At 31.4% G+C, this 26,423-nt stretch carries 28 protein-coding genes and 1 pseudogene; 21 read left to right on the top strand and 8 right to left on the bottom strand.

Features of this window, described 5'->3' with window-relative positions:
• Nucleotides 1–174 precede the first annotated feature (174 nt).
• Nucleotides 175–582 carry a hypothetical protein gene (locus tag ABW636_RS06530; RefSeq protein WP_367589153.1) on the top strand — a complete coding sequence of 136 codons (408 nt, stop codon included), beginning with the start codon at nucleotides 175–177 and terminating at the stop codon, nucleotides 580–582.
• Between the two features lie 140 nt (nucleotides 583–722).
• On the top strand, nucleotides 723–1,622 hold the full coding sequence (locus tag ABW636_RS06525) for a tetratricopeptide repeat protein (protein WP_367589152.1): 900 nt from the start codon (nucleotides 723–725) through the stop codon (nucleotides 1,620–1,622).
• A gap of 403 nt (nucleotides 1,623–2,025) precedes the next feature.
• Here ABW636_RS06525 and ABW636_RS06520 read toward each other — a convergent pair whose 3' ends face one another.
• The 5 genes from ABW636_RS06520 to ABW636_RS06500 form a co-directional block, all read right to left on the bottom strand.
• Complete coding sequence (locus tag ABW636_RS06520; protein ID WP_367589151.1) at nucleotides 2,026–2,748, bottom strand: YebC/PmpR family DNA-binding transcriptional regulator; 723 nt, start codon at nucleotides 2,746–2,748, stop codon at nucleotides 2,026–2,028.
• A gap of 231 nt (nucleotides 2,749–2,979) precedes the next feature.
• Nucleotides 2,980–3,267 (bottom strand): 4a-hydroxytetrahydrobiopterin dehydratase, encoded by a 288-nt coding sequence (locus ABW636_RS06515; RefSeq protein ID WP_367589150.1) that lies wholly within the window; start codon nucleotides 3,265–3,267, stop codon nucleotides 2,980–2,982.
• Between the two features lie 37 nt (nucleotides 3,268–3,304).
• Complete coding sequence (locus ABW636_RS06510) at nucleotides 3,305–4,270, bottom strand: septum formation inhibitor Maf (protein WP_367589149.1); 966 nt, start codon at nucleotides 4,268–4,270, stop codon at nucleotides 3,305–3,307.
• 35 nt (nucleotides 4,271–4,305) lie between these two features.
• Nucleotides 4,306–4,893, bottom strand: a complete 588-nt coding sequence (locus ABW636_RS06505) for a Maf-like protein (protein ID WP_367589148.1) — start codon at nucleotides 4,891–4,893, stop codon at nucleotides 4,306–4,308.
• Between the two features lie 6 nt (nucleotides 4,894–4,899).
• Entirely contained in the window at nucleotides 4,900–5,787 is an 888-nt protein-coding gene (locus ABW636_RS06500) for a geranylgeranylglycerol-phosphate geranylgeranyltransferase (protein WP_367589147.1), read from the bottom strand.
• A gap of 214 nt (nucleotides 5,788–6,001) precedes the next feature.
• Here ABW636_RS06500 and ABW636_RS06495 point away from each other — a divergent pair, with 214 nt between their 5' ends.
• From ABW636_RS06495 to ABW636_RS06475, 5 genes are all read left to right on the top strand, one after another.
• Nucleotides 6,002–7,213 carry a S41 family peptidase gene (locus ABW636_RS06495; RefSeq protein ID WP_367589146.1) on the top strand — a complete coding sequence of 404 codons (1,212 nt, stop codon included), beginning with the start codon at nucleotides 6,002–6,004 and terminating at the stop codon, nucleotides 7,211–7,213.
• 47 nt (nucleotides 7,214–7,260) lie between these two features.
• Entirely contained in the window at nucleotides 7,261–8,655 is a 1,395-nt protein-coding gene (locus ABW636_RS06490; protein ID WP_367589145.1) for a sensor histidine kinase, read from the top strand.
• Nucleotides 8,656–8,728: 73 nt separating this feature from the next.
• On the top strand, nucleotides 8,729–9,412 hold the full coding sequence (locus ABW636_RS06485) for a response regulator transcription factor (RefSeq protein ID WP_367589144.1): 684 nt from the start codon (nucleotides 8,729–8,731) through the stop codon (nucleotides 9,410–9,412).
• Between the two features lie 192 nt (nucleotides 9,413–9,604).
• Nucleotides 9,605–10,048, top strand: a complete 444-nt coding sequence (locus ABW636_RS06480; protein WP_367589143.1) for a hypothetical protein — start codon at nucleotides 9,605–9,607, stop codon at nucleotides 10,046–10,048.
• Nucleotides 10,049–10,376: 328 nt separating this feature from the next.
• On the top strand, nucleotides 10,377–11,669 hold the full coding sequence (locus ABW636_RS06475) for a T9SS type A sorting domain-containing protein (RefSeq protein ID WP_367589142.1): 1,293 nt from the start codon (nucleotides 10,377–10,379) through the stop codon (nucleotides 11,667–11,669).
• 10 nt (nucleotides 11,670–11,679) lie between these two features.
• Here ABW636_RS06475 and rlmH read toward each other — a convergent pair whose 3' ends face one another.
• Complete coding sequence (rlmH, locus tag ABW636_RS06470) at nucleotides 11,680–12,153, bottom strand: 23S rRNA (pseudouridine(1915)-N(3))-methyltransferase RlmH (protein WP_367589141.1); 474 nt, start codon at nucleotides 12,151–12,153, stop codon at nucleotides 11,680–11,682.
• Between the two features lie 37 nt (nucleotides 12,154–12,190).
• Between rlmH and nadC the strand changes: the two genes are divergently transcribed.
• The 7 genes and pseudogenes from nadC to ABW636_RS06435 all read left to right on the top strand — a co-directional run.
• Nucleotides 12,191–13,048, top strand: coding sequence for a carboxylating nicotinate-nucleotide diphosphorylase (nadC, locus tag ABW636_RS06465; protein ID WP_367589140.1), 858 nt, complete (start codon nucleotides 12,191–12,193; stop codon nucleotides 13,046–13,048).
• 4 nt (nucleotides 13,049–13,052) lie between these two features.
• Nucleotides 13,053–13,973, top strand: coding sequence for a YihY/virulence factor BrkB family protein (locus ABW636_RS06460; protein WP_367589139.1), 921 nt, complete (start codon nucleotides 13,053–13,055; stop codon nucleotides 13,971–13,973).
• Nucleotides 13,974–14,012: 39 nt separating this feature from the next.
• Nucleotides 14,013–14,573 (top strand): chalcone isomerase family protein, encoded by a 561-nt coding sequence (locus tag ABW636_RS06455; protein WP_367589138.1) that lies wholly within the window; start codon nucleotides 14,013–14,015, stop codon nucleotides 14,571–14,573.
• A gap of 125 nt (nucleotides 14,574–14,698) precedes the next feature.
• Nucleotides 14,699–15,262 (top strand): chalcone isomerase family protein, encoded by a 564-nt coding sequence (locus tag ABW636_RS06450; RefSeq protein ID WP_367589137.1) that lies wholly within the window; start codon nucleotides 14,699–14,701, stop codon nucleotides 15,260–15,262.
• Nucleotides 15,263–15,359: 97 nt separating this feature from the next.
• On the top strand, nucleotides 15,360–15,782 hold the full coding sequence (locus ABW636_RS06445) for a DUF2147 domain-containing protein (RefSeq protein ID WP_367589136.1): 423 nt from the start codon (nucleotides 15,360–15,362) through the stop codon (nucleotides 15,780–15,782).
• A 103-nt stretch (nucleotides 15,783–15,885) separates the two neighbouring features.
• A complete protein-coding gene (locus tag ABW636_RS06440; protein WP_367589135.1) occupies nucleotides 15,886–16,452 on the top strand; it encodes a chalcone isomerase family protein in 567 nt (188 codons plus the stop codon).
• Between the two features lie 74 nt (nucleotides 16,453–16,526).
• Nucleotides 16,527–16,760: pseudogene (locus tag ABW636_RS06435) on the top strand (transposase); the annotation flags it as partial.
• Nucleotides 16,761–16,812: 52 nt separating this feature from the next.
• On the opposite strand, the gene ABW636_RS06430 reads toward ABW636_RS06435, so the two are convergent.
• Entirely contained in the window at nucleotides 16,813–18,342 is a 1,530-nt protein-coding gene (locus tag ABW636_RS06430; RefSeq protein ID WP_367589134.1) for a DUF3472 domain-containing protein, read from the bottom strand.
• Nucleotides 18,343–18,535: 193 nt separating this feature from the next.
• On the opposite strand from ABW636_RS06430, the gene priA reads away from it, so the two are divergent.
• Entirely contained in the window at nucleotides 18,536–20,989 is a 2,454-nt protein-coding gene (gene priA / locus ABW636_RS06425; protein WP_367589133.1) for a replication restart helicase PriA, read from the top strand.
• Nucleotides 20,990–21,141: 152 nt separating this feature from the next.
• On the opposite strand, the gene ABW636_RS06420 is transcribed toward priA, so the two are convergent.
• Complete coding sequence (locus tag ABW636_RS06420; RefSeq protein ID WP_367589132.1) at nucleotides 21,142–21,849, bottom strand: LytR/AlgR family response regulator transcription factor; 708 nt, start codon at nucleotides 21,847–21,849, stop codon at nucleotides 21,142–21,144.
• Between the two features lie 172 nt (nucleotides 21,850–22,021).
• Here ABW636_RS06420 and rpsF point away from each other — a divergent pair, with 172 nt between their 5' ends.
• The 6 genes from rpsF to ABW636_RS06390 all read left to right on the top strand — a co-directional run bounded on the left by rpsF (nucleotide 22,022) and on the right by ABW636_RS06390 (nucleotide 26,103).
• Nucleotides 22,022–22,360 carry a 30S ribosomal protein S6 gene (gene rpsF / locus ABW636_RS06415; RefSeq protein WP_367589131.1) on the top strand — a complete coding sequence of 113 codons (339 nt, stop codon included), beginning with the start codon at nucleotides 22,022–22,024 and terminating at the stop codon, nucleotides 22,358–22,360.
• Nucleotides 22,360–22,659, top strand: coding sequence for a 30S ribosomal protein S18 (rpsR, locus tag ABW636_RS06410; RefSeq protein ID WP_201918229.1), 300 nt, complete (start codon nucleotides 22,360–22,362; stop codon nucleotides 22,657–22,659). Before rpsF ends, rpsR begins: the two co-directional genes overlap by 1 nt.
• A 16-nt stretch (nucleotides 22,660–22,675) precedes the next feature.
• Nucleotides 22,676–23,128: a 50S ribosomal protein L9 gene (rplI, locus tag ABW636_RS06405; RefSeq protein WP_367589130.1), complete on the top strand. Its 453-nt coding sequence runs from the start codon at nucleotides 22,676–22,678 to the stop codon at nucleotides 23,126–23,128.
• A gap of 284 nt (nucleotides 23,129–23,412) precedes the next feature.
• A complete protein-coding gene (locus ABW636_RS06400) occupies nucleotides 23,413–23,886 on the top strand; it encodes a DUF6495 family protein (protein WP_367589129.1) in 474 nt (157 codons plus the stop codon).
• 179 nt (nucleotides 23,887–24,065) lie between these two features.
• Nucleotides 24,066–25,436: a histidine--tRNA ligase gene (hisS, locus tag ABW636_RS06395; RefSeq protein WP_367589128.1), complete on the top strand. Its 1,371-nt coding sequence runs from the start codon at nucleotides 24,066–24,068 to the stop codon at nucleotides 25,434–25,436.
• Nucleotides 25,437–25,599: 163 nt separating this feature from the next.
• Nucleotides 25,600–26,103 (top strand): hypothetical protein, encoded by a 504-nt coding sequence (locus tag ABW636_RS06390; protein ID WP_367589127.1) that lies wholly within the window; start codon nucleotides 25,600–25,602, stop codon nucleotides 26,101–26,103.
• The last annotated feature ends 320 nt before the right edge of the window (nucleotides 26,104–26,423 follow it).

Raw genomic sequence — 26,423 nt, 5'->3', positions numbered from 1 at the left:
CAGTATTTAGAACATCATCGACATGATAAGAATGATAATTCTAATTTTATATTAGAATAGGCTTAGGGACTTTAGTCCCTAGTAAAACAAACCCCTGCACTTCCAGTGCAGGGTGGTTTAGTATTTATTTATACAGAATGTTCAAGTCAAACCAAAGCGGAAGCACTTCTATCTTTGAATAAAAAAATAGATATACATAAGCTTAACAATACCGAGGAAGATTACAACTATCTGCTAGAAGAAATTCAGTTTAAGAAAAAAAAGGTCATTAAGTTTATACAATTCTGTAGAACATTTAAACTTTGCTCAACAGCTTATTTGTTGACTACGAATGAATATACAGGAATAACGGTTAAAGAAAACGATAAAAACAAATGGATTGAAGTATCATTTAAAACTAATGCCATAGAAACACAGAAAATTAATATCAGTACCGAAGAACATTTTAAAGCAGATCCCGCATCGAGTTTTTCCATTTTTTTAGAAAAAGATACACCACAGTCTGAAGTCAACAAAATAACAGTAGCATTTGTCGATCTATTGAAAATGTATGGTATTAACAAAAAGAACACTTTGGAGTAAAAGTCAGTTACTATTGTTCAATACAACTATTAGATAGTAGTATAGTAGAAGTCTGAACAAAAAACAAAAGTACAAGGTAACATTTTGCTTTACTAAGACATGTATATTAAACGTTATACTTTAAAAAAAAAATGAACTGTATGAAAAACGCTCTTTTGATTATTTTGATAATAGGATTTACTTCTTGTAAATCGAATAAGGAAAATTCTAAAACCGAAATTGATGAACCAATTAGGGACAATGCAGAATTAATTGAAATTTATAGAAATGACCAAGCTGATCGACAAGTAGACAATATTGATTGGAACGTTGTTTCAAAAAGAGACAGTTTAAGAGAGTTAAGAGTTTATCAACTTTTGGATTCAAATAAAGTTAGAACTTCTAAAGACTATCACAATGCAGCAATGATTTTCCAACATGGAGGAGATTCTATAGCATATGGTATGGCAGTTAAACTAATGGAGAAATCAATAGAACTTGATTCGACAACTAACAAGTGGCTTTTAGCCGCAGCTATTGACCGTTATCTATTGAGCAAAGATGAACCTCAAATCTATGGAACTCAATATCAAAAATTTGGAAAAGACGAACCTTGGCAGCTTGGGAAAATGGATACAACCAAAATTTCTGATGCAGAGCGAATAGAATATGGTGTAGAAACTTTAGCTCAACAGAGAGAGAAAGTAAAACGAATGAATAGGAAAAAGTTATTAGAACTTATCAATCAAGGAAAATCTATTGATGAAATTATTAAAACAATAAAGTCAGAAAACAAAAATGACTCTGAATATGATATTTCAGAAAATGGAATTAACAGTTTTGGTTATAATTTAATGAGACAAAACAAAAATGAAGAGGCGTTAAAAATATTCAAACTCAATACAGAGTTATATCCAAACGGGTTTAACACTTGGGATAGTTTGGGTGAATGTTTATTGATTCTTGACAAAAAAGAAGAAGGTATAAAGGCTTATAAAAAATCTTTAGAACTAAACCCAAAAAACAGAAATGCCAAAACTATAATTGAAGAAAATAATTAACAAAGCATAATAATGGTAGCTGTTGTCCAACTGTAATGATTCTTCTATCTTGATGATAGTGAGGTGTTCTTAATATAGAAGAATGTATAAATCTATGTAGAAAGTGTCTGTGATTGTGTAAAAATAAAACAGTTACGACATATATATATTCAGCATTACAATAACTCAGTTACTATATTGTTACAAATTCTTGCCGGGTTTTCGATGATTTTTCTAAAAGTGGCTAGTGATTTAGAGCTATGATTTACATAATCGTTATGTTTAAACTCCAAAGTCATATGAATAAACCATTTTAAAAATTTGTGAACTATTAGTGAACGAAGTCACAAAAAATGCCCAAATATGGGCATTTATGTGTTTTTAAATATGTGTTCGTTATTAGCTTAACGTCTGTAAACCCTTGCTATTCGGGCGCTGACTCCTCCATGGTATGATATACGTTCTGCACATCATCATCTTCCTCTATTCTTTCTAACAACTTATCTACATCTGCAGCTTGCTCTGGAGTTAATTTTTTGGTGACCTGTGGGATACGTTCAAATCCAGAGGATAAAATTTCTATTTCTCTGGTTTCTAATTCTTTTTGAATGGTTCCAAAACTTCCAAAAGGAGCATAGATTAAGATACCATCGTCATCCTGAAATACTTCTTCGGCTCCAAAATCAATAAATTCTAATTCTAACTCTTCTGGATCTAGACCTTCACCATTAATTCTAAAGTTGCAGGTATGATCAAACATAAATTCTACAGAGCCTGATGTTCCCAAGTTTCCGTCACATTTATTAAAATAAGATCGAATATTAGCTACTGTTCTGTTGTTATTATCGGTAGCAGTTTCTACCAAAATAGCAATACCATGGGGTGCATACCCTTCAAAAAGCACTTCTTTATACTCACCTTGACTTTTATCAGAAGCTCTTTTGATCGCTCTTTCGATATTGTCTTTGGGCATGTTTACAGATTTGGCATTCTGTATTACCGCTCTTAAACGAGAATTAGAATCAGGATCTGGCCCTCCTTCTTTAACAGCCATCACAATATCTTTACCGATTCTAGTAAATGCTTTGGCCATTGCAGACCAACGTTTCATTTTACGTGCTTTTCTAAATTCAAAAGCTCTTCCCATAGTGCATAATTTAAATTCTAAATACAAACATAAGTAGAAACCTAGTTTTTGACAAATGTTATTTTATACCAATTCTGATTTAAAAATACTCAAATAAAACACAGAGATTTTTTGTTTAGGCAAAAAAGAAAATGCAGACATAGCCATAGCTACGATTAAATTTTGTTTTGAAACATCAACGAAAAAGAACAAATTTTAGTGAGTAATTTTAAATCAGAAATGGTATTAACGTTACTCTCCTTCTATAATTTGATCTATAGTTTTGGCTAGTTTAAAATCATTATCAGTGATTCCATCAGCATCATGAGTAGATAGACTAATATGCAATTTGTTATACACATTGGTCCAGTCTGGGTGATGATTTTGTGCTTCTGCTTCAAATGCAATACGAGTCATTACAGAGAATGCATCTTTAAAATCATTAAACTCGAATGTGGTATGAAGTGCATTGTCTCGATACTCCCATCCATCAACATCTTTTAGTTTTTCTTCGATTTCAGATTTAGATAATTTTGTCATGTATGATTTGTTGTTTTATTGTTTTTGGTATGAGGTTTTATTTAAGATTCAGTTCTTTTCTTAGAACTTCATCTTCGTTGCGATTTTTGCTCCAATAGTCAGAATTGATACTTTTTATTTTAGTTGCTTTGGTAGTGAGTTTTTTTGCATTTTTTCCAAAACCACTTTTAAAAGTTTCGGTCCAACTTTCTATGGTATACGGAAACACATTCGAAAAGGTGATACGTATAGTTCGTTCTAGTGTTGGGTATTCTATGGTATAGGTATTGCTATCGGTACCTTTTTTAATACTTGCTGTGGCATTATATGCTTTTACCTCTTTGTGTTTTAATCTGCAAAACTCAAAAGAAGGAATAATATTAATAGCTCCCTGCGGTAAATTATTAGGACTGATTCTAATTTTTGTCCATACTTCATTTTCTAAAAGTGTTTTGTCAAGTTTAAAATTTTGATCAGCTTCATTTTCAAAATAAGAATGTGATGATATTTCAAATTGTTCTCGATTGTTTAATTGAGAATATACGTGTCCACACCATTCTTGCATCGAGCTCGACACCTTAACTGCATGCTGATTATCTGCAACCGGATAAAAAGTACTCTGCATAATAGAATAAGGATAAATACCAGTATTGAATTTTTTAGTGGCATTCAATTTTAAGACAGGAATATTGTCAGCGTTTTGTCTATCTGCTTTTACCTGTTGTTTAGCAAGAAAATCTTCTGTTACATAGATCAGCACCGCAGATCCCTTTCTAATCTCTCCATATCTCGCTTGTTCTAATTGATAGGAAGAAATTTCTGCTTTACCAGCATACCAATACTTTTTAAAATTTTCAGAAAGCTCTTTTTTAGGTTTTTTTTCGAAAGTAGGAGGAGCTTTAGTGATCGTACTTTGTGCTATAGAGGCCGTTACTTCTTTTTTTGTGTTTTCGACATTACTATTACTACAGGCCATTAGAATCGATACACTAATAATAATTGATAGAAATACATACTTTTTCATGACGACTAATTTTTAAGTAGTAAATTACGATAAACCTATGATTTGGCAAGTGAGCTTAACGTTTCATAAACAATATGGGTAGGCAATCCCATGACATTAAAGTAGCTACCCTCGATATTAGAAATGCCAATAAAACCAATCCATTCCTGTATACCGTATGCACCAGCTTTGTCTAATGGTTTATAATTATAGACATAGTATTCGATTTCTTCTTTTGAAAGGTTTTTAAATGTTACCCGTGTAGATTGATGCACCGTTTTTATCGAATGAGAAGTTTTAAAACAAACAGAGGTGATTACCTCATGCGTATCACCAGATAACGAGCCTATTATTTTTATTGCTTCTTCGAGATCTTTCGGTTTCCCCAGAGCTTTGTTTTTATGCCAAACAATTGTGTCACTGGTAATAAGAATATCATTAGTGTTTAAATCTTTAAAAGCACCTGCCTTAAGCTCTGCTAGGTAATCAGAAATCTCTTCAGCTATTAAATGTGCTGGATATACTTCTTCTATTTCTTTTAACTGTATTGTAAAATCCAGATTAAGATCCTTAAAAAATTGTTGTCTTCGGGGTGAGCCCGAAGCAAGAATTATGTTTTTATCTTTTAATAAATCTTTTAGCATACTTTATTATAAAACGAACTGATAAAATACAAGTGAAATAGCAGTTATGATTAGAACAATCTTTAAAACAAGAGAAAGCCTGGTAAGTAATTTATCGGTCGCAGCACCAAAGCATTTTATCATAACATATAATAAAGGGGCAATAACAAATAATAACACAAAAACGACTACAGTAGTATTAGAAAAAAGATACGTATAAATATAATAGAATATTAAAATAATTGGGATCAATACAAGCAGTCCAATAAGTTTTAAAGATCTTTCTTTTCCTACTACTATAGGAATGGTTTTAATATCGAGTTTATGATCTCTATCGATATGAATACAATCTTTAATAAGCTCTCTTAAAAAGATGATAAAAAAAGTAAAAATTGAATAATCTAGTATAATCGAGAAAATCACCACTTGAAATTCTTTGTTCTCTTCGTTGATAGCAGGAAGAAGGTCAAAGATTCCTATAACGATTAAGCATAACCCAGCCAGAGCTGCAATACACACATTTTTAACAACTAAAATTTCCTTTAGATACGTAGCATAGACATAAAATATACCCGATGTGATGATAAAAAGGGCTACAAATCCAGGTTTGCTAATCAAGTTCGCCAAATAGAACCCTATCAATACACCAATTACATTTAAAACGATAAAAAGTGTATTTGCAGATTTTTGAGCAATAGTACCATATAATAAATTATTGGTAGCAGAAGTTTCCTGATCGTATTGTGCTATAACAATATTACCTGCTGCAACAATAGAAATAGTTGCGAGTACCAATAAGCTTACTCCAAACCCATTTAAAGTAATCGGAATATTAAAAGGCTCAAAAAGACCATATTTAAGGCAAAATTGAGCAAAAGCAATGATAAGAAGATTGTCAAATTTAATGAGTTTCAAATAAGACCGCATAAAGATGATAGGTTGGTTAGTTCGCAAATGTAATAATTAATACTATTTTTTCACCTATTAACATAAATACTTAAATCCCCTGTTTTATAGGGCATCAAAGAACTTATTAACGTTAATACTCGGTTAACGATGTAATTTTTCTTCTTATCAGAGTGGGTATCCAATACCTTTGATCCTATCATCAATCAAAAAATGAACTGTTATGAAATCCATTGTATTTTGTATATTTTTTATTGGATTTACTGTTCTTGGGCAGACTAAGTATCAAAAAGATTTCGAGTATTTATGGAATACCGTTGATACTTATTTTGCCTATTTTGATACGCAAAAAGTAAATTGGGACAAGGTAAAAATGATATATCAACCTAGGGTTGATAATGTAAAAAATAATGCCGAGTTTATAAAAGTTTTAGAGCAGATTACAAGAGAACTTCATAATGGACATGTAGGCCTTAATACCAATTTGCCATCATCCCATAGATTGATACCAACGGGAACAGACCTATGGGTAGGATATAAGGATCATGAATTTATAGTTAGTGCTATTAGAGAAGGATCTCTATCAGAGACATTAGAGATTAAGTTGGGAGATAGAATTACTGGGATAAATCAAAGACCTATTAATGAGGTGGTAAAAGAATATTTACCAAAGAGTACCAAAAAATATAGCGATAGGATGTATGAGTTTATTGCAAATATGCTCATTGCAGGAACACATGACACCAAGCGCTTAATAACTGTTAATGACTCATTAACTTTAAATTTAGAGGCTTTTAAAAACAAAGAATCCGAGAGTTATATAGAAACAAAATTACTTACAGATGCTATTGGGTATATAAAGTTTAATAATTCTTTGGGAGAAGAGGATATGATATTGGCCTTTGATAAGGCAATTAACGATATGAATACCACAGATGGATTAATATTAGATTTTAGAGAAACACCAAGTGGAGGCAATTCTATAGTAGCCAGAGCAATTATGAGTAGATTTATAAAGAAAGAACGACCTTACCAAAGACATAGTTTTCCCTTTGAAGAGAAGTTGTATGGGATAGAACGCAATACCATAGAGTTAGTATCTCCCAGAGAAAAAACATATACCAAACCATTGGTAGTATTATGTGGTAAATGGACAGGTAGTATGGGAGAAGGAATCGTTATAGGGTTAGACGCCATGGATCGAGCATTAATAGTAGGAACAGAAATGGCTGGATTATTAGGTGCAATTTATAGTTATACACTGCCAGAAACAGAAATAGGTTTTCAAATACCTGTAGAAAAGTTGTTTCATATAAATGGAACTCCAAGAGAAGGTTTTAGACCAAAACACTATATATTAGATACAGCGAAACAATTAAAAAAAGCCATACAATTGATTTTAAAAAATACTAACAAAGGTTTTGATACGCAGTAGAATGATTATTTGGTGAATTGAGTTTGACATAAAAAAAATATAAACGAATGAAACAAAAAATAAATATTCTTATTGTCACATCTGTTTTGGCATTGGTGGCGCTTTCTGCCATCCAAGGATATTTGATTTATAATACTTATCAATTAAAAAAAGATGTATTTATCAAAGAAACCAAAGAGTCCATTTTAGGAATTAATAATACAAAAGAAATGGATTCTATAACAGAACTTTGGCATAATCATTTAACAAAGCAATTAGCAGCATATAAAAAGAATAGCATAGTTAAAAAAGATGCGATAGAGTATTTTAAACCCTATGCAGATTCATTAAATGATGCTTTTAATATGTATTATCAAAACGAAATAGAAAAAATTAATTTAGGTTTTTCTTTAAAGTTAAAAAAAACAATAACGAGTATCATCGCATACGATAAAGATAAAATCGATACCATATTTAATGGAAATGAAGGAAGTAATTATTTTTTGTTTGGAGAAAATTTTCCTCATAAAGAAGGAAATGTAATTCGTAAATCAAGATGGTTTACAGAACATGATTATGAGCAAGAAAATGAAGGAAAAATGTTTAACGCTAAACTTAACTTGGAGATAAAGACAGAAGATTCTATGAGTATTATAGATTGGAAAAAAATTGTTTTTAGCCAGATGGCCACGCTATTTTTATTTTCTGTATTCCTATTTCTATTTGTAGTATTACTTCTTTTTTATTCTATAAAAACCCTAATTAGACAAAAAAGAATTGCAGATGTACGTAATGATTTTATAAACAATATTACACATGAGTTAAAGACACCTTTGGCAACCTTGGGCATTGCTTCGAAAAGTTTAAGAAATAAAGATGCACAGAACTCACCCGATATTTTTGAGAACGCATTAGATATTCTTGACCGACAAAATAACAGATTGCAAAAAATCATTGATCAGGTGATGAGTAATACCTTGGGGTCAGAAGAGATTTCTCTTCAAAAAGAAAAAATATCAGATAAAAAATATCTTCAGGAAGTGGTAGAAGATTTTAAATTATCGGTTATTGATAAACCGGTTAAGGTTGATACAAAATTCACCTTAAAAAAAGTAACGCTTACTATAGATAGGTTCTTATTTACTACCGCATTACTTAATATCCTGGATAATGCAGTAAAATATGGTAAAGAAGATGTTCAAATTACCATACAAACCGAGTTTGATGATAATGCCTATAAAATTTTGATCAAGGACAATGGGGTAGGGATTTCAGAAAAAGAATATCAAAGAATTTTTGAAAAATTTTATAGAGTGACCACTGGTAATGTTCATGATGTAAAAGGACTGGGGTTAGGGCTGTTTTATACCAATCAAGTTGTTAAAGCTCATAAGGGGAGTATTACTATAGAAAGCAAATTAGATAAGGGAACTACATTTATAATTTCAATTCCGATCCAGTAAGTTTGGTATATGATAAGAAAAGAATAAGTGTGATATCAAATTATTTTACGAATTAAAAAAGAAATTTAGACCGATGAAAAAACACATACTATTGGCAGAAGATGATTTTGATTTTGGTAGTATTCTTAAGCAATATTTAGAGCTTCATGATTATGTGATTACGTGGTGCAAAGATGGTAAAGAGGCTTTAGAAACATTTGATACTGGTAAGTTTGATATTTGTGTTTTTGATGTAATGATGCCAAAAATGGATGGATTTACTTTAGCCGAAAAAATAGTGGATATTGAGCCAGAAGTTCCATTCGTTTTTCTTACCGCAAAGAAAATGAAAGATGATAAAATAAGAGGACTAAAATTAGGAGCAGATGATTACATCGTAAAGCCTTTTGAAGCCGATATTCTGGTTTTAAAATTGCAAAATATATTGAAAAGAAGTAACCAGATGACTTCTTTCAAAGAAGAAATAGTATCTATAGGGAAGTACAAGTTTGATATAAGTAATCATCTGCTAAAACTTGATAGTGATTCTCAACGATTAACAGAAAAAGAAACAGTGTTGATACAGTATTTATGGATACATAAGAATAAAATGATAAAGAGAGAAGATCTTCTTAAAGAAGTCTGGGGTAACGATGACTTTTTTTCGGGACGAAGTATGGATGTATTTATAAGCAGATTACGTAAATATTTTAAGCAAGACAATAACATATCTATAGAAAGTGTAAGAGGGGTTGGACTTACATTTTATGTAGCATAACATAGGCTCGTCTTCACTTTTTGTTTTTAGCCAAAAATGAGTTGAAGTTTGACCAGATGAGACACTTTTTGAAAATCATAGCAGCGATAGGGTAAGAAAATAACAAAACATGAGTGAGTTTTAGCCACTTTTTTAGGAAAAAGAAAAGGCTCAGATGAGTTCTATAAATAATTAAATCAAAAATCGAACACTATGAAAACGTTAGTAACAATTGTAGTACATCTCATTATGGGATTACTAGTAGCATGCGCTCAAACCACATCTTCAAAAAGTACCACATCTTCTACAAAGACAACCGTGAAAACTTGTGGAGAAACAAACAAGGAAAATTATTATAGATCTTTTACTGTTGTAAATAACGATGAAAATTATAAGATCAAGGTGAAGTTTATGGAGAACATGCAAAATGAAGTTAAATCTTTTCTTATAGAGCAGTTCGGACAAGAAAAAATGATCACCAATACAACTTCTTATATTTGGAAAAAAGAGATTGATGATTCAAAAATGTATATGGTAGAACTCAATGAGAATCAACTTAGAATGAGTATCGACAAAGAGTTGGCATCTGATAAACTACTTAAAAAATTTATGTATATCGGGAAAGAATTAAAATTGTTAACCGCTAAAAAGATATAATGCAATTACATTTTATGTAGATCTTTAGTGAACCAGACTTAATAATCAAGAGCATTGAATAGAGGAGAAACCTTTTTCAATGCTTTTTTTATTACAATAGATGGTTGGATTTAAAGTACTTTATTTATTTTAACAGTATTGAAATCTATGAACTGGTTTAAACTTTTTTGATTCATACGAAAAATGATGATTTTTTGGTCAACTGAAATGTTTTTTGCACTTCATAGCAGCGCTACGAAGTAAGAAAAAGATGAAAATTGAGTGAAAAAGAGCATTTTTATAGTGAATTGAAAAAAGTTTAAACCAGTTCTATAAGTAATGACAAAAAATGACTAGAAAATCTAAAGATTTTTCATTCGTAAATGGACTAAACCTGGCATGGATTGAGTTTGGAAGAGATACCGGGGTGGACCCTGTTAACCCTCAAAAGTATTTTCGACCTGATATGGTAAGGTTCGAAGAAGCTATGGATTTTGCCTGCGAACATGGAGCAACATTGATTAGATGGTGGTATCATACTAATGGATCTACCAATCCAGTTTTTGATGCTCATAAAAAAGTGACTCCAAACCCTGATTTTTTTCATGAGGATGTAAAAAAAATACTAGACCTCGCGCTGCAAAAAAAAATGCAAGTCCAAATTTGTCTTTGGTCTTTTGATATGCTCAAGAAACAATGGGGAGTAGACCCTATTGCTAATAAAAAGTTGATTACAGAAGATACTTTTACACAGGCATATATAGAAAATGCTTTAGTCCCATTAGTAAAATACATAGGAAACCATAGTGCACTTTTTGCCTGGGAAATTTTTAATGAACCAGAAGGGATGACCAATAAATATGCTCAACATTGGTCAGGTTTTGAAGAAAGAGTAGAAATGAAAGATATCCAAAAATTTATCAATAGGGTAGCAGGAGCGATTCGTAAAACAGAACCACAAGTAAAAATTACAAATGGAGCACTAGGTTTTTTAACCAATGTTGATGACCCAAAAAAGGGGTTTTATAATGCATATTCTGATGCTAACCTTTTTGATAAAGGAAAAAATGATTTGGGGTATTTAGATTTTTATAATATTCATTATTATAGTTGGGCACGTAGTAAGGGATCGCCATTTCATACAAAATACAGTCCAAAATTAATAGATAAACCTGCTATTATAGGCGAGTATTATCCCGATGATCTATCGTTTAAATATAAGGTGGGAGATAACGATCATAAACTTGACATTTTCCCTGCTTCAGATTTAGGAACAATATTAATTGAAAATCAATGGGCTGGTTCTATTGCATGGTCATGGACTGATAGAAAATCAAAAGAAGAAAGAAATAGGATGGCTAGTATTATCCATAATGTTGCAGAAAGCATGATACAAACAAGCCATGTTGGTAATGAAGTAGTAGAAGATATTAAAATATACCCTAACCCTGCCAAAGAGGTAATGCATATCACTGGTGTTAAAAAAGGAGAAGAAATCATCATATATGATTTTACAGGTAAAATTGTAAAAAAGAAACGAGTACGCAATACTCCCGAAAAGATTTTAATTTCAGAATTGTATCGAGGTTATTATAGAGTTATGGTTGTTGGCAGAATTCAATTAAGTCTTTATAAAGAATAGTTTAAGTTGATTATCGATGATGATACGGTTCGTTTCTTAGAATACTAAACCCACGGTACAATTGCTCCACAAAAAATAGACGAATCATTTGATGAGAAAAAGTCATTTTTGATAAAGATAGCTTACCATTAGCACGGTAATATACATCTTGACTAAAGCCATAGGGACCACCTATTACAAACACTAACTGCTTTATACCACTATTCATATGCTTTTGTAATACTTCAGAAAAGCCAACAGAATCATATTGTTTCCCGTTTTCATCTAATAAAATAAGAACATCAGGATTGTCAATTTTTTCTAAGATTAACTTCCCTTCTTTTTCTTTTTGCTGAGTTTCACTTAAATTTTTTGCATTTTTTATATCTGGAATAATCTCAAAATTAAATTTAACATAAAAACCTAAACGTTTGATATATGCGTTTGTAAGTTCGGTGAGTTGAGCATTATCGGTTTTTCCTATCGCTAATAATTTAATATTCATTCTTCTTTTTTTACATTAGCAAAAATAACCATTCAATATGATTAGTAAAACCCAATTCAATAAAGAAATTGATTTGATAATTGCCAATGCCATAAGAGAAGATGTAGGTGACGGTGATCATAGCTCATTGGCCTGTATTCCTAAGTCTGCAACAGGAAAAGCAAAATTATTGGTTAAGGATGAAGGGATTCTTGCAGGAGTAGAATTTGCTCAAAAAGTGTTCGAGTATGTTGACCCTAATATCGAAATAGATGTAAGAATAAAAGATGGCACCCAGGTAAAACATGGAGATATTGCCTTTTATGTAACGGGTAACTCACAAACAATTCTTAAAGCAGAACGATTGGTGTTAAATGCAATGCAACGCATGAGTGCAATAGCTACCAAAGCTAATCATTTTGCATCTTTGCTAGAAGGGACTCAAACCAAAATTTTGGATACCCGTAAAACTACTCCAGGGATACGCGCCTTAGAAAAATGGGCTGTAAAGATTGGAGGAGGAGAAAATCATAGATTTGCATTATATGATATGATTATGCTAAAAGATAATCATATTGATTTTGCAGGAGGTATTACAAAAGCTATAGAAAAGACTAAGCAATATCTAGCAGATAATAATCTTGATTTAAAAATTATTGTGGAAGCTAGAAACCTCGATGAGATAAGAGAAATACTTAAAACACCTGGTGTTTATAGAATATTGATTGATAATTTTGATTATGAAGATACAAGAAAAGCTGTAACATTAATAGGAGATACGTGTCTTACAGAGTCGAGCGGCGGTATCAATGAAGAAACTGTTCGTAAATATGCCGAGTGTGGTGTAGATTATATAAGCAGTGGTGCGTTAACACATTCTGTCTATAACCTTGATCTAAGTTTGAAAGCAGTGTAAATATATGTCAAAACCCATAGAAGATAAGCTTAAAAAAATTCCTGGTGTAAATTTGTTAATTACCTTGGGGAAAAAGCTAATTCTTCCTGGTTTTGAAGGGATGTCACTATATGATTTGGTGAAAATTTATACCATTGGGATTGTAAAAGGAACATTCTCTACCAGAGCCAGTGCTATCTCATGGAGTTTTTTTTTATCGCTTTTTCCATTCTTATTATTTTTATTAAACCTTATTCCTTTTGTTCCGATAGAGAATTTTAAGGAAGACATACTTTTTAATTTTATTAACGATGCGTTACCCAAACAATCTTCAGGTTTCTTTAAAGATATTTTTGATGATATAGCTTCTAACCCTAGAGGAGGGTTATTATCTACCGTATTTTTACTATCTGTTTTTTTAATGACTAACGGAGTTAACGCTGTGTTTTCTGGATTTGAGAATTCCTACCATGTGACTCTTAACCGTAATTTTGTTCGTCAATACATAATTGCATTAGGAGTTTCTTTAATTGTGGCATTCTTATTGATTACTACGGTTATAAGTACTTTGTATTTTTCATATTTGATTGCAGATTTGAAAGAAATAGGAGTTGTAGATGATTCTGTTTTTTGGTTGACATTTGGTAAGTATTCATTGTTTGTATTTATGATTTTTATTACCATATCGATATTGTTTTACTTCGGAACACATGAAGGGAAACAAAATAGATTTTTTTCTCCGGGAGCAGTAATGACAACGCTGTTGATCATTGTAACTACTTATTTATTTGGTGTTTATATTGATAACTTTTCAAATTACAATAAACTATATGGATCAATAGGTGCGATGTTAATATTAATGTTGTATATCTGGCTTAATGCAAATTTATTGTTGTTAGGCTTCGAATTAAATGCTTCTTTAAATAAATTAAGAAGAATTTTTTGATATATTTAAAAATATAAATACGTAAAAACAATTATATAAATGAAGAAATTTACTATACTACTTTTCGTTTTGATGACTATTTTCACTACCAATGCGCAAACTAAAATTGGGGATGCACAAGTGCCCAATCAAATTAATTATGGAGGCGAAAGTTTGGTGATAAATGGAGGAGGATTAAGAGAAAAATTCTTTTTTGATATTTACGCAGGAGTGTTGTATCTTAAAGCTAAAAATAATACTGCATCTTCTATTGCAAATGCAGATGAGACAATGGCAGTCAGAGTACACATATTATCTGGGTTAATGTCTAGAAAAAAAATGGCCTCTGCACTTAAAAGTGGTTTTGAAAGATCTACTAATAACAATACAGCTCCTTTAAAAGATCGTATAGAAAAGTTTATTGGATTCGTTTCTGAAGAAATAGAAGTAGGCCAAGTATTTGATATGGTTTATGAAAAAGGAAAAGGTAGTGTGTTGTATAAGAACGGTGTAGAGAAGGGGTATGTTGAAGGTTTGGATTTTAAGAAAGCCTTATTTAATATTTGGTTAGGAAATAATCCAGTTGATAAAGGTTTGAAAGGAGAAATGTTGGGTAACTAGCTGGATAAAGTACGTTTTTACAGGTCAAAATACACGATGTTAGATATTTAGTCTATTTTTTATTATGCAGACATAATATATTTTATTACATTTGCCCATTCAAAAAAATAAAATTTTTAAAAGAAATGAAAAAGATTACTTTATTATTCATTGCTCTAATTTCATTAACAACAACTAAAGCACAGATTAGAGTAGGTAAAGCGATACTACCATATGAAGAATCATTTGAAGGTGTTGATTTGAAATTAAATGGTGCAGGAATGAGAAAAGTACTTTGGATTGATATGTATGCAGGTGGGCTTTATTTGCAAAAAAAGAGCAAAGATCCTAGAGTTATATTGGATGCAGATGAAACAATGGCTATGAAACTAAATATTGTATCTGGTTTTGTAACCCAGAAAAAATTTATTAAAGCAGCAAAAGAAGGTTTCGAGAAAGCTACTTTCGGAAACACTAAACCTCTAGATGACAGAATTAGTAAGTTTATCAAATTCTTTTCTGAGCCTATCGTAAAGAATGATATTTTTGATCTTGTTTATGTAAAAGATGTAGGTGTTAAAGCTTTTAAAAATGGAAAAGAATTGGGATTAATTAAAGGTAGAGATTTTAAATATGCATTATTTAAAATTTGGTTAGGTGAGGAACCTGCTAGTGAAGGAATTAAAAATGGTATGTTGGGCATACAATAATAATTTGATTACCATCCATAAAATATTTAAAAGCTACCATCCAAAATTGGTAGCTTTTTATTTTTACAAACAATCATACTAATTTTAAGATATTACTATGAATCATGCAGTTTTAATCGTGTTTCTTTTGTTTTTTTCTATGCTAAGCGCACAAGATGCTATAGAAGGTACCTGGAAAACAATTGACGATATAAGTGGTAAACCAAGATCAATTGTCAATATATATAAGAAGAATGGAAAATGGTATGGTCGTATAAAACGTGTTCTTGATGAAAATGAAAGAGGTCAGTTATGTGTAGAATGCAAAGGAAATGACTACAATAAACCTATTGAAGGATTAGAAATAATCAAAAATTTAAAAAAAGACGAAGATGAGTATACGAATGGTACCATTATGGATCCTGAAAATGGTAAAGTATACAAATGCAAAATATGGATCGATGATACAGATTCAAATATTCTTAATGTAAGAGGTTATATTGCCTTCTTTTACAGGACTCAATGTTGGGTAAGAGAGTAGTTTAAAAGTGTAATTTTGGATGAATGTTAAAAATTAACGTTTTTTTTAGTTAGGTTTTTAAATATTTTAGACTAAACCCCTGAAATAAATAAAATCCTCAAAAATGAAAAACATAATTACATTAATAGCGGTACTTATCTTTAGTATTGCATCATTTGCGCAAGTACGAATAGGAGATATTGTTGTTCCTGATAAATTAAAGTTCGATGAAGAAGAACTAGTTTATAACGGTGGGGCAATGCGTAGGGTATTATCTTTTAAAACCTATGCAGGAACCTTATATACCAAAACAAAATATTCTGATGATAAAAAAGTACTTGATTCTGATGAAACAATGGCAATCCGCCTCAATATTGCATCCAAAAAAGTTACCAACGAACGAATGATCAAAGTTTTTAGAAAAGGGTTTGATGACGCGATGTTTGGTAATACACAAAGCTTGGATGCTAGAATAGAAGATTTTCTTAAACTTTTTAGCTCTCCGATGCTAATAAATGATTTTTATGATTTGGTATATATAAAAGGAAAAGGAGTTAAAACATATAAAAATGGTGAAGAATTAGGATTTATTAAAGGTCGAGACTTTAAATACGCATTGTTTAAAATTTGGTTAGGAAATGAACCAGCCTGCGAAATTATTAAAGGAGGAATGCTTGGCCTTAGTAAATAAATTTTGAATTTTATTCGCATTTAGGTTTAATACCTCGAGGCTTGCCTCGTTAATTATTACTATTTTGTGACTCGATGTCACAAAATAGTAAATATGTCCATAAGAGTCATAACGTTACATTTTTGCTTTATCATTTGGTTAGTAGTGCAAAATATAGGAAAGTTGTATTGACTGATTCGGTATATAAGGTTTTAGTTGAAGTTTGTGAAGAGATAAGTTATAGTTATGAAATTCATTTTTCAGAAATAGGTACAGATAAGAACCATGTTCATTTTTTGATTCAGAGTGTTCCGCCATATAGTTTTACTTTGTAATGAAAAAAGGGAGCCATTGGCTCCCTTTTTTTATTAGTCAGTTTTTTTATTCTAACCCAGAAAAATTAATTGTGGGTATTTCAGAACTACTATCATTTCTGTTAAACATTGTATTCTTTACGGTATTGTCATTAAAGAAACCACAGTTTCTTAAGAAAAATCCATCATCAGATACACCCCCAGAGTAATCAAATCGAAATTCGTTTTCTGCTGTAGCATCATAGGTAAACCTGGCCCTAGTGATTTGGTGCCATCTGTTACCTGTATCGTATACCCATTGGTTATAAAAGTTTGCCGCTCGCTCGGTATCTCCGGTATGAGTGATAAAATTTTCTAAGAATGAATATTGATTTTTTAAATAAGCATTCGTTTTAGGTCTTCTAAAACTCGCTATTAAATCCCATTTACCCTTTGTTGGGTCCATAAAATAGGCAGTAAAATCCGTATAGTTATTACCAGCAGGCTTTCCTAATAGTAAGAACTTATAACGAATACCGGATTTCCAGTCAAATACTTTATAGCTTTGCCCTCCAGAACCTTCACCGCCAAATTGATTGGTGATCACACCATTACCTTTTTTAAGTAGTTTTATTCTGTCTTCTTCAGGAATATCTCCTGGATTATCGGTAACAAAAGGACTCCAAACAGAAAATAAAATTCTTCTTTCTGTACTAGAATTTACCTGTATTCCAAAATATCCATATTGAAAACCGTTCGCCATAAAGTAGGACCCTATAACATCTTGTCCTTTTGGGACTTCAACTTCATTATAAAAAGCTTGTATGTTGTTATTGGTAGGGATGACATAGCCAAGATGTACAGAAGGCCCTCTTCTTCCAAAGTGAATATCATTTTTCACAAATTTAACAGTATTGGAAGTCGCATCTTTACCTAATAGTACATTTTTTATAGTAGCATATGTAGACGATTCTTTAGATATTGCTTTTAAATCCAAATGGTAGTACCCCTTTTTTAAAACTTCAAGCTCACCCAGATAGATTTTTTGAAAATTAGTATTGGAGAGTTTGATTTTTTTTGATTGGTCGCCAAAAGTTGCTTCCAGTTCAGAGTTACCCGATCGTACTTTAGCATCAATACCCAAACTATAGATTCCTGGTTTGGTAATATAAAAATAGGTGCGTATTGTCAAGCTTTTATCTTTCCAGTTATTAATACCATTGGCGTTTACCATTTGTTGTGTGGCAGATGGATTTCCAGTTACCCAACTATTGCCTTGAGTTGCAATCGCAACTGTAAAATTGGTATCAGGATTATCTGTATTGTCACTACACATACCAAGGTTTGTCCAACCTCTAGGCGCCCGCTCATAGACATAAAATGGTCTTGAAGTATTGGATCTATATTTTACTTTATCACCAGTTCTATATCTGGTAAACCTGTCCCATTCTTTAATTGCATCGCAATCACCGGGGTAGTCGACCAGGTTTTTACTATCATTTGCACCAGGTTCAATAAATTCTGGTTGTGAGGTAAAATCATTATCCTGAGTACAGGATGTAATAATGGTTAAACAAACTAGTAATGATAATAGTAGTTTAAATTTAATTAGTTTCATTGTTTGTGAATTTTGTAAATTGAGTGTAAAATAAACGCAATAACAGCTAGAAGATTATATTATTAAGTGTTAATGTTTTTGTAATAATGTTAATGAGTTTTTTGGGTCAAGTAATTTTTGATAGTATACAAATAAGATATTCTTGTATTTTTGTTTCTTATTGTTAATTTACTTTGGTTTTACTCAATAACTAATGGCATACTTTATAAATGTAATTCTTCCTATTCCTCTTAATAAAGAGTTTACCTATAGTATTAATAAAAATGAAGCAGCATTTATACGTCCAGGTATGAGGGTTGCAGTGCAGTTTGGTAAAAGTAAAATATACGCAGCAGTAGTTACTACAGTTCATCAAACTCCTCCTGTAGTTTATGAAGCAAAGGAAATAGAACATATTCTTGATGAAACTCCAATTGTTACCATGCATCAATTAGAATTATGGTCATGGATAGCTAAGTATTATATGTGCACAATGGGGGAGGTGATGCGTGCTGCGCTTCCGGGAGCTTTTTTACTAGAAAGTGAAACACTAATACATAAAAATGAAAAATCAGTTATTGATGAGTCTTTATTAAAAGATGATGAGTTTCTTATTTATGAAGCATTGCAATACCAAAGTTTATTTCGTATTCAGGAAATTATGGATATTACTGGAAAAAAAAATGTACTTCCGGTAGTAAAAAGATTGCTAGAGAAAGAAGTTATAACGGTGCAAGAAGAAATTTATGAGCAGTATAAACCTAAAATAGTACGTTATGTGCGATTACACTCAAAATATAAGGATGAAGAATCATTGCGTACGTTGCTTGATTCGATGACAAGAGCTCCAAAGCAACGAGAAATCTTAATGCATCTTTTTACGCTTCAGGCACAATCTACAAAATCTATAAAAGTAAGTCAACTGATTAAATCGGCAAATAGTTCTTCGACAGTTGTAAAGGCACTGATTGATAAAGAAATATTAGAAGAATATCACTTAAAAACTGATAGAGTAACCTATAGCGGCAATACAGGTGGAGCATTAAAAACTTTAAATGAATTTCAACAAACGGCTTATGATGAGATTGAAAATGTTTTTCGGGATAAAGGAGTGTGTCTTTTTCATGGCGTTACATCATCTGGAAAAACCGAAGTTTATGTAAAGCTTATAGCAAAAACTATTCAGGAAGGAAAGCAGGTATTATACTTACTACCAGAGATTGCTTTAACTACACAACTCATCACTCGCTTGCAAGAGTACTTTGGAGAAAAATTAACAGTGTATCATTCTAAATATTCGGTAAATGAACGAGTAGAAGCCTGGAATAATATTAAAGAACAAAAATCGAAAGCTCAAGTTGTAATAGGGGCAAGATCTGCAATATTTTTACCATTTGTCAACTTGGGATTAGTTATTATAGACGAAGAACATGAAAATACATTTAAGCAGTATGACCCAGCACCAAGGTATCATGCCAGAGATACTGCAATAGTATTGTCAAGAATGTTTGATGCAAAGGTATTACTAGGGTCGGCAACCCCTGCCTTAGAAACATATTATAATGCACAAAAAGGAAAATATGGTTATGTGCAATTAACAAGGAGATATGGTAATGTGTTGATGCCAGAAATTAACTTGGTTGATATCAAAACAAAGTATAAAAAGAGGGAGATGACTGGGCATTTTAGTGATACTTTGTTAGAGAACATTCAAGAATCGTTAAAAGAAGGGGAGCAGGTCATTCTTTTTCAAAATAGAAGAGGGTATTCTCCTGTTGTAGAGTGCACAACCTGTGGCCATTCACCACAATGTCCTAATTGTGATGTTAGTCTGACTTTTCATAGTCATAAAAATCAGTTACGATGCCATTATTGCGGATATCATATGGCAATGCCAAATACTTGCGCTGCTTGTGATAGTGTTGATTTAGCTACTAAGGGGTTTGGCACAGAACAAATAGAAAAAGAATTACAGCAACTTTTTCCTGATCATAAAGTAGGTAGAATGGATCAGGATACTACTCGGGGAAAACATGGTTATGAAAAAATTATAAATCGTTTCGAAGAGGGTGAGATTGATATTATGGTAGGTACCCAAATGCTTTCTAAGGGGTTAGACTTTCGAAAAGTGAGTTTGGTTGGTATTATGAATGCAGATAATCTTTTAAATTTCCCAGATTTTAGAGCACACGAGCGTAGCTTTCAATTAATGCAACAAGTGGCGGGAAGAGCAGGAAGAACTCAAAAAAGGGGAAAAGTTCTTATTCAAACATACAATCCGTTTCATCAAATTTTGCAGCAAGTATCGGTTAATGATTATATAGGGATGTATACAGATCAAATAGAAGAAAGGCATCAATATAAATATCCTCCATTTTATAAAATTATAAAAATAACCGGCAAGCATAAAGATTATAATAAGGTCAATGAAGCGACCAATTGGTTTGCAAAATCTTTAAGAAATGTATTTAAAGAAAATGTATTGGGACCAGAATTTCCTCCTATATCAAGAATTCGAAACCAGTATCATAAAAATATAATTCTAAAAATACCCAACAGACAGTCTTTACAAAAAACTAAAGAAGTGATTCATAAGATAGATACATCTTTTAAAAGTATAAAAGAGTTTTCGGGTGTTCGATTAATAATTAATGTAGATAATTACTGATGGACCATTTTTAAACGATTGTAAAAAATGACGATGCACATATAAATTCTACTTATTAAGTAAGACTATGGATTAGGAAATAAAACTATTATTAGTAGTATAAATAAGCAGAGATTACAGAAAAAAATAATCAGGCACGATTAATCAAGTACCTAATTATTTAATGCTTCTATCAAAGAATGTTTTTTATGTCTACTTAATGGTATTTTTTCGTCAGCAATTTCGATATTCCTACTATTGTATCGTTCTACTTTATCAAGGTTTACAATATAAGATTTGTGAATTCTTAAAAATCGATCACTTGGTAATTGAGCTTCAAAAGATTTCATAGTAGCTAATACAACGATAGGATCTCCTTCTTCCATGATTAATTTTACATAATCACCTAAAGCTTCAACATATTTTAACTGATTAAGGAATATTTTTCTTTTCTTTAAATTACTTTTTACAAAAATATAGTCATCATCTTCTACTGCAGGATTCTCACTTCCAATTCTAGACATGCTTAATGCCTTCTCTACTGCAGCATTAAAACGATCTTTTTTCAATGGTTTTCTTAGATAATCAATCGCATCATAATCAAAAGCTTTAAAAGCATATTTTGTTTTTCCTGTAACAAAAATAATATGAGGCTTATTTTCTAAGTCATCTAAAAGATCAAAACCAGTTAAGATGGGCATCTCAATATCAAGGAATAATAAATCCACTTGCGTATCGAGTAAACCGTTCTTGGTTTCAATAGCATTATTCCATTCTGCCACTAATTCTAGTGAAGAATGTTCATCTATTAGTTTAACTATAGCTAGCCTTTGGAGGCGGGAATCATCGACTACCGCACATTTTAATTGTGATTGTTCCACTTGTTCGCGTTATATATTCTAAATACAATATTAATGAATATATATTATTTCCACAAACAATTATGGCTTTTTGTCGATAAAAATAGTGTTTCATCGAAATAGAAATTAGGGTTTGATAATCCAAAAAATAGTGTTATTTTTGCACCCAATTTTAATTAAAACTATAGATTTTATGAATCAATACGAAACTGTTTTCATCTTGAATCCCGTTTTATCTGAAGACCAGATAAAGGAAACAGTTAAGAAATACGAAGACATTCTTGTTTCTAATGGTGCCAAGATGATATCAAAAGAGGATTGGGGGCTTAAAAAGCTTGCATATGCAATCCAACACAAAAAAAGTGGTTTTTATCACCTTTTCGAATATCAAGTACCTGGAGAGGTTATTAACATGTTAGAGGTAGAATTTAGACGTGATGAGCGTGTGATGAGATACCTAACCGTAAGTCTTGATAAACATGCAATCGCATGGGCAGAAAAAAGAAGAACTAGAAACAAACAAAAAGCTTAATTATGTCATCTATAGAACAACAAGCTAAAGGAAAAAAAGATGGTGAGATCAGATATCTTACTCCTCTTAATATAGATACTACGAAAAATAAGAAGTACTGCCGTTTTAAAAAATCAGGAATCAAATACATAGATTATAAAGATCCAGATTTCTTAATGGCGTTTGTAAATGAGCAAGGTAAATTGTTACCTCGTCGTTTAACGGGTACTTCATTAAAGTACCAACGTAAGGTGAGCGTTGCAGTAAAACGAGCAAGACATTTGGCATTAATGCCATATGTTGGTGATTTATTAAAATAAAATTCGACATAACGTAATGGAACTTATATTAAAAAAAGATGTTGAGAATCTAGGATTCGTAGACGACGTAGTACAAGTGAAGAATGGTTATGGTCGTAACTATTTAATCCCTCAGGGATATGCTGTATTAGCAACTCCTTCTGCCAAAAAAGTGCTTGCTGAAACATTAAAGCAACGCGCTTTTAAAGAAAAGAAAGAAGTAGAAGATGCACAAAAAATAGGAAAACAACTGAATGATTTAGAATTCAAAATTGCTGCTAAGGTTGGTAGTGGAGATAAGTTGTTTGGTTCTGTTTCTAATGCAGACGTTGCAGAAGCATTTGCTAAGCAAAATGTAGAGATAGAAAAGAAGTTTATTACAGTTCCAGGAGGAACTATTAAACGTCTTGGACGGTATGAAGCTTCAGTAAGACTTCATAGAGAGGTAATTATTCCTGTTTCTTTTGAAATAGTTTCTCAAGCCAAATAAAAATAAACAGATTTTACTGTTTTGATATATTAAAAATCGCTCTTAATGAGCGATTTTTTTATGAACTGGTTTCAACTTTTTTGATTCATGCGAAAAATGATGATTTTTTGATCAATTGAAATGTTTTTTGCACTTCATAGCAGTGCTACGAACTAATAAAAAGATGAAAATTGAGTAAAAAAGAGCATTTTTATAGCGAATTGAAAAAAGTTTAAACCAGTTCTATGATTGATTTTTTCTGAAAATCATCTTTTATAGTTATTTTTGCCAACAATTTTTTTTAAATGAAATATCAAAGGTTAAGTAAAGAGCAGTTAGAAGAGTTACATGTCGAATTCATTAATTTTTTGGCGACCCAGTCTATCACAGGAGACGAGTGGGAAGACATAAAAAATAATAAACCTCAGGTTGCAGAAGAAGAAATAGATATATTTAGCGATTTGGTATGGGAAAAAGTACTAACAAATGCTACCTATTTAGAGCATTTTTCTAAAGATCAAATTCATTTATTTGAATTGCAAGAAGAAGAAATGCTTTTGATAGCGGTCAAAGTAAATGACACAACCATAGATATTACTACTCCAGAAGGTTATGCATGGTTAAAAGAAAACCTTTTAAATGACAATGTAGTTTTTTACAATGCCTCTAAGGCATATGGTGAAGATAAAAACCTGGATAAATTTAAGCTTATACAACAGGGAGCAAATATTACACAAGGAGCGCTGTATCAGTATTTTGATAAAGTAATACATGAATAGGTATAAATTATCCCTAATAGACTACTATAGCACAACTTTAATTTTTAATTATATTTTTTAAAAGTATTAGTTATTGTCCTTGTACTTTTTTTAGATATTTGCAGCCAGAAATGGCCGATTATTGCGAGGTTTGATATAAAATTTCATCTAACCTGCAAGCGCATATAAAATTTATTAAAATGGCACAAAAACCATCTATTCCAAAAGGAACCCGTGATTTTTCTCCTGTAGAAGTTGCAAAGAGAAATTATATTATAAATATCATTAAAGAGCAGTTTAGATTGTTTGGTTTTCAGCCTATAGAAACCCCTAGTTTTGAAAACAGCGAGACATTAATGGGGAAATATGGAGAAGAAGGGGATCGCTTAATATTTAAAATTTTGAATAGTGGTGATTACCTAAATAAAGTAGATGAAACTATACTAACCGCCAAAGATGCTTCAAAACTTACTTCTAAAATAAGTGAAAAAGCGCTACGATATGATCTTACAGTACCTTTTGCACGTTATGTGGTACAACATCAAAATGAAATTGATCTGCCATTTAGAAGGTTTCAGGTGCAACCGGTATGGAGAGCAGATAGGCCACAAAAAGGACGATATAGAGAATTTTATCAATGTGATGCAGATGTGGTAGGAAGCACCTCTTTATGGCAGGAGGTTGATTTTATAAAATTGTATGATAACGTTTTTACAAAATTAAAACTTGATGGTGTAACCATTAAAATGAATAACCGCAAGATTCTTTCTGGTATAGCCGAAGTAATAGGAGCAAGTGATAAATTGATTGATTTTACTGTTGCCCTTGATAAATTAGATAAGATAGGAGAGGATGGAGTAAGAAAAGAAATGCTGGATAAAGGTATTTCTGAAAGTGCTATAGAAAAGGTAAGTCCACTTTTTGGTTTTAAAGGAACCACAGAAGAAAAGATAGAAGATTTAAGAAAGTTATTAGCGACTTCAGAAGAAGGGATGAAAGGAGTAGAAGAGTTACAATTTATTGTAAATGCTATTAAAGAAGTGCCGTTAGAAACCGCTACATTAGATCTTGATGTAACCTTGGCACGTGGGTTGAATTATTATACAGGAGCCATTTTTGAGGTTGCCGCACCAGATACAGTTGCTATTGGTTCTATAGGAGGAGGAGGTCGTTATGATGACCTTACAGGTATTTTCGGATTAAAGAACATTAGTGGTGTAGGTATTTCTTTTGGACTTGATAGAATATATTTGGTGCTAGAAGAATTAGGGTTGTTTCCTGATACCGTAGCACCTTCAACCCAGGTTTTATTTATTAATTTTGGAGACAAAGAAGCACTATATTGCCTTAAAGCGGTTAATGAGTTGAGAAAAGACCAAATAATGGCAGAACTTTATCCTGATAATGCTAAGATGAAAAAGCAAATGGGGTATGCCAATAAGAGAAATATCCCCTATGTTGTGCTTGCAGGAACTTCTGAGATAGAAAATAATACATTTACGGTTAAAGAAATGCAGTCTGGTGACCAAAAAGAGTTGAGTTTAGAAGAATTAAAAATGATGATTCGGTAATTTTATTCTTAATAATTAGGTGATTTAGTTGGATTTTCTTGTTTTATTTACGAATTTTATAGTTGTTCATTGGTTGCTTGTTGAAAAAATTAACTTTTATTTAAAAAGTTGAAAATTTAACAATGAATACAGGACACATATAATTAGTCAAAATAAACATATTATGAAAAGCCCCCTAAGAATCATTTTACTTAGCATTTTGATGATATCTTTTTTATCATCATGTAAAAAAGATATAAAAGAAAAAAGAACAGATACTGTTCAAACCATACCTATATCGGATACTACAAGAATTCGTTTAGAACAAAATGTAAAAGAAAAAGTTGTAGATAAAAAGACTAAAAAATCTACTAAAAAGAAAAAATCTACTAAAAAAGATAGTAAAACCGATAATGCAACTTTCCATATACCTGGTACATTCGAAACTACAGATAATTCTTTCTCTAAGAAATATGTAAAAGATTATGAAAATTATGTCGCAAATTATAGGAAAGCGGTAAAGGCAAAAGATATGGACTCTTTTCTTAAACTCAGCAAAGCAAGTAATGATCTTAGTAGACAATATAATCGTCTTATGAATATACTTCCTGGAGAAGAAATAGAGAAACTAAGTGAGTATATGCAAATTAAGTCAAATGAACTAGCTAGGTTATCAGAACAAATGTAAAAATCCTTTAAGTATAATCTAAGAAGGTACCTATTTTCAACTTGTTGAAGATAGGTGTCTTTTTTTATGAGTATTTTGTTTATAACTATTTATATCTAGTGTTTTAATTGATATTGCTCTTTGGTTATTCTAATATCAAGATTATATGCCTCTATTACTATGGTACTTTATATGATTTTTGTTTTTACTATGTAATAGTATTTTTTTTCATATAGATTTAACTCAATCCCAAAATTCCTTGCCAGATACTTTTAAAACTTTTACAATTAAACAGTAGTATATTTGTTGTTATACAATAAGTATAATGCTCGTACGTTAAA

It is taken from the genome of Aquimarina discodermiae (assembly GCF_040786235.1).
Classification (GTDB): Bacteria; Bacteroidota; Bacteroidia; order Flavobacteriales; family Flavobacteriaceae; genus Aquimarina.
Note: the sequence above shows the minus strand (reverse complement) of the source record. Positions and strands in the feature narration are given on the sequence as shown.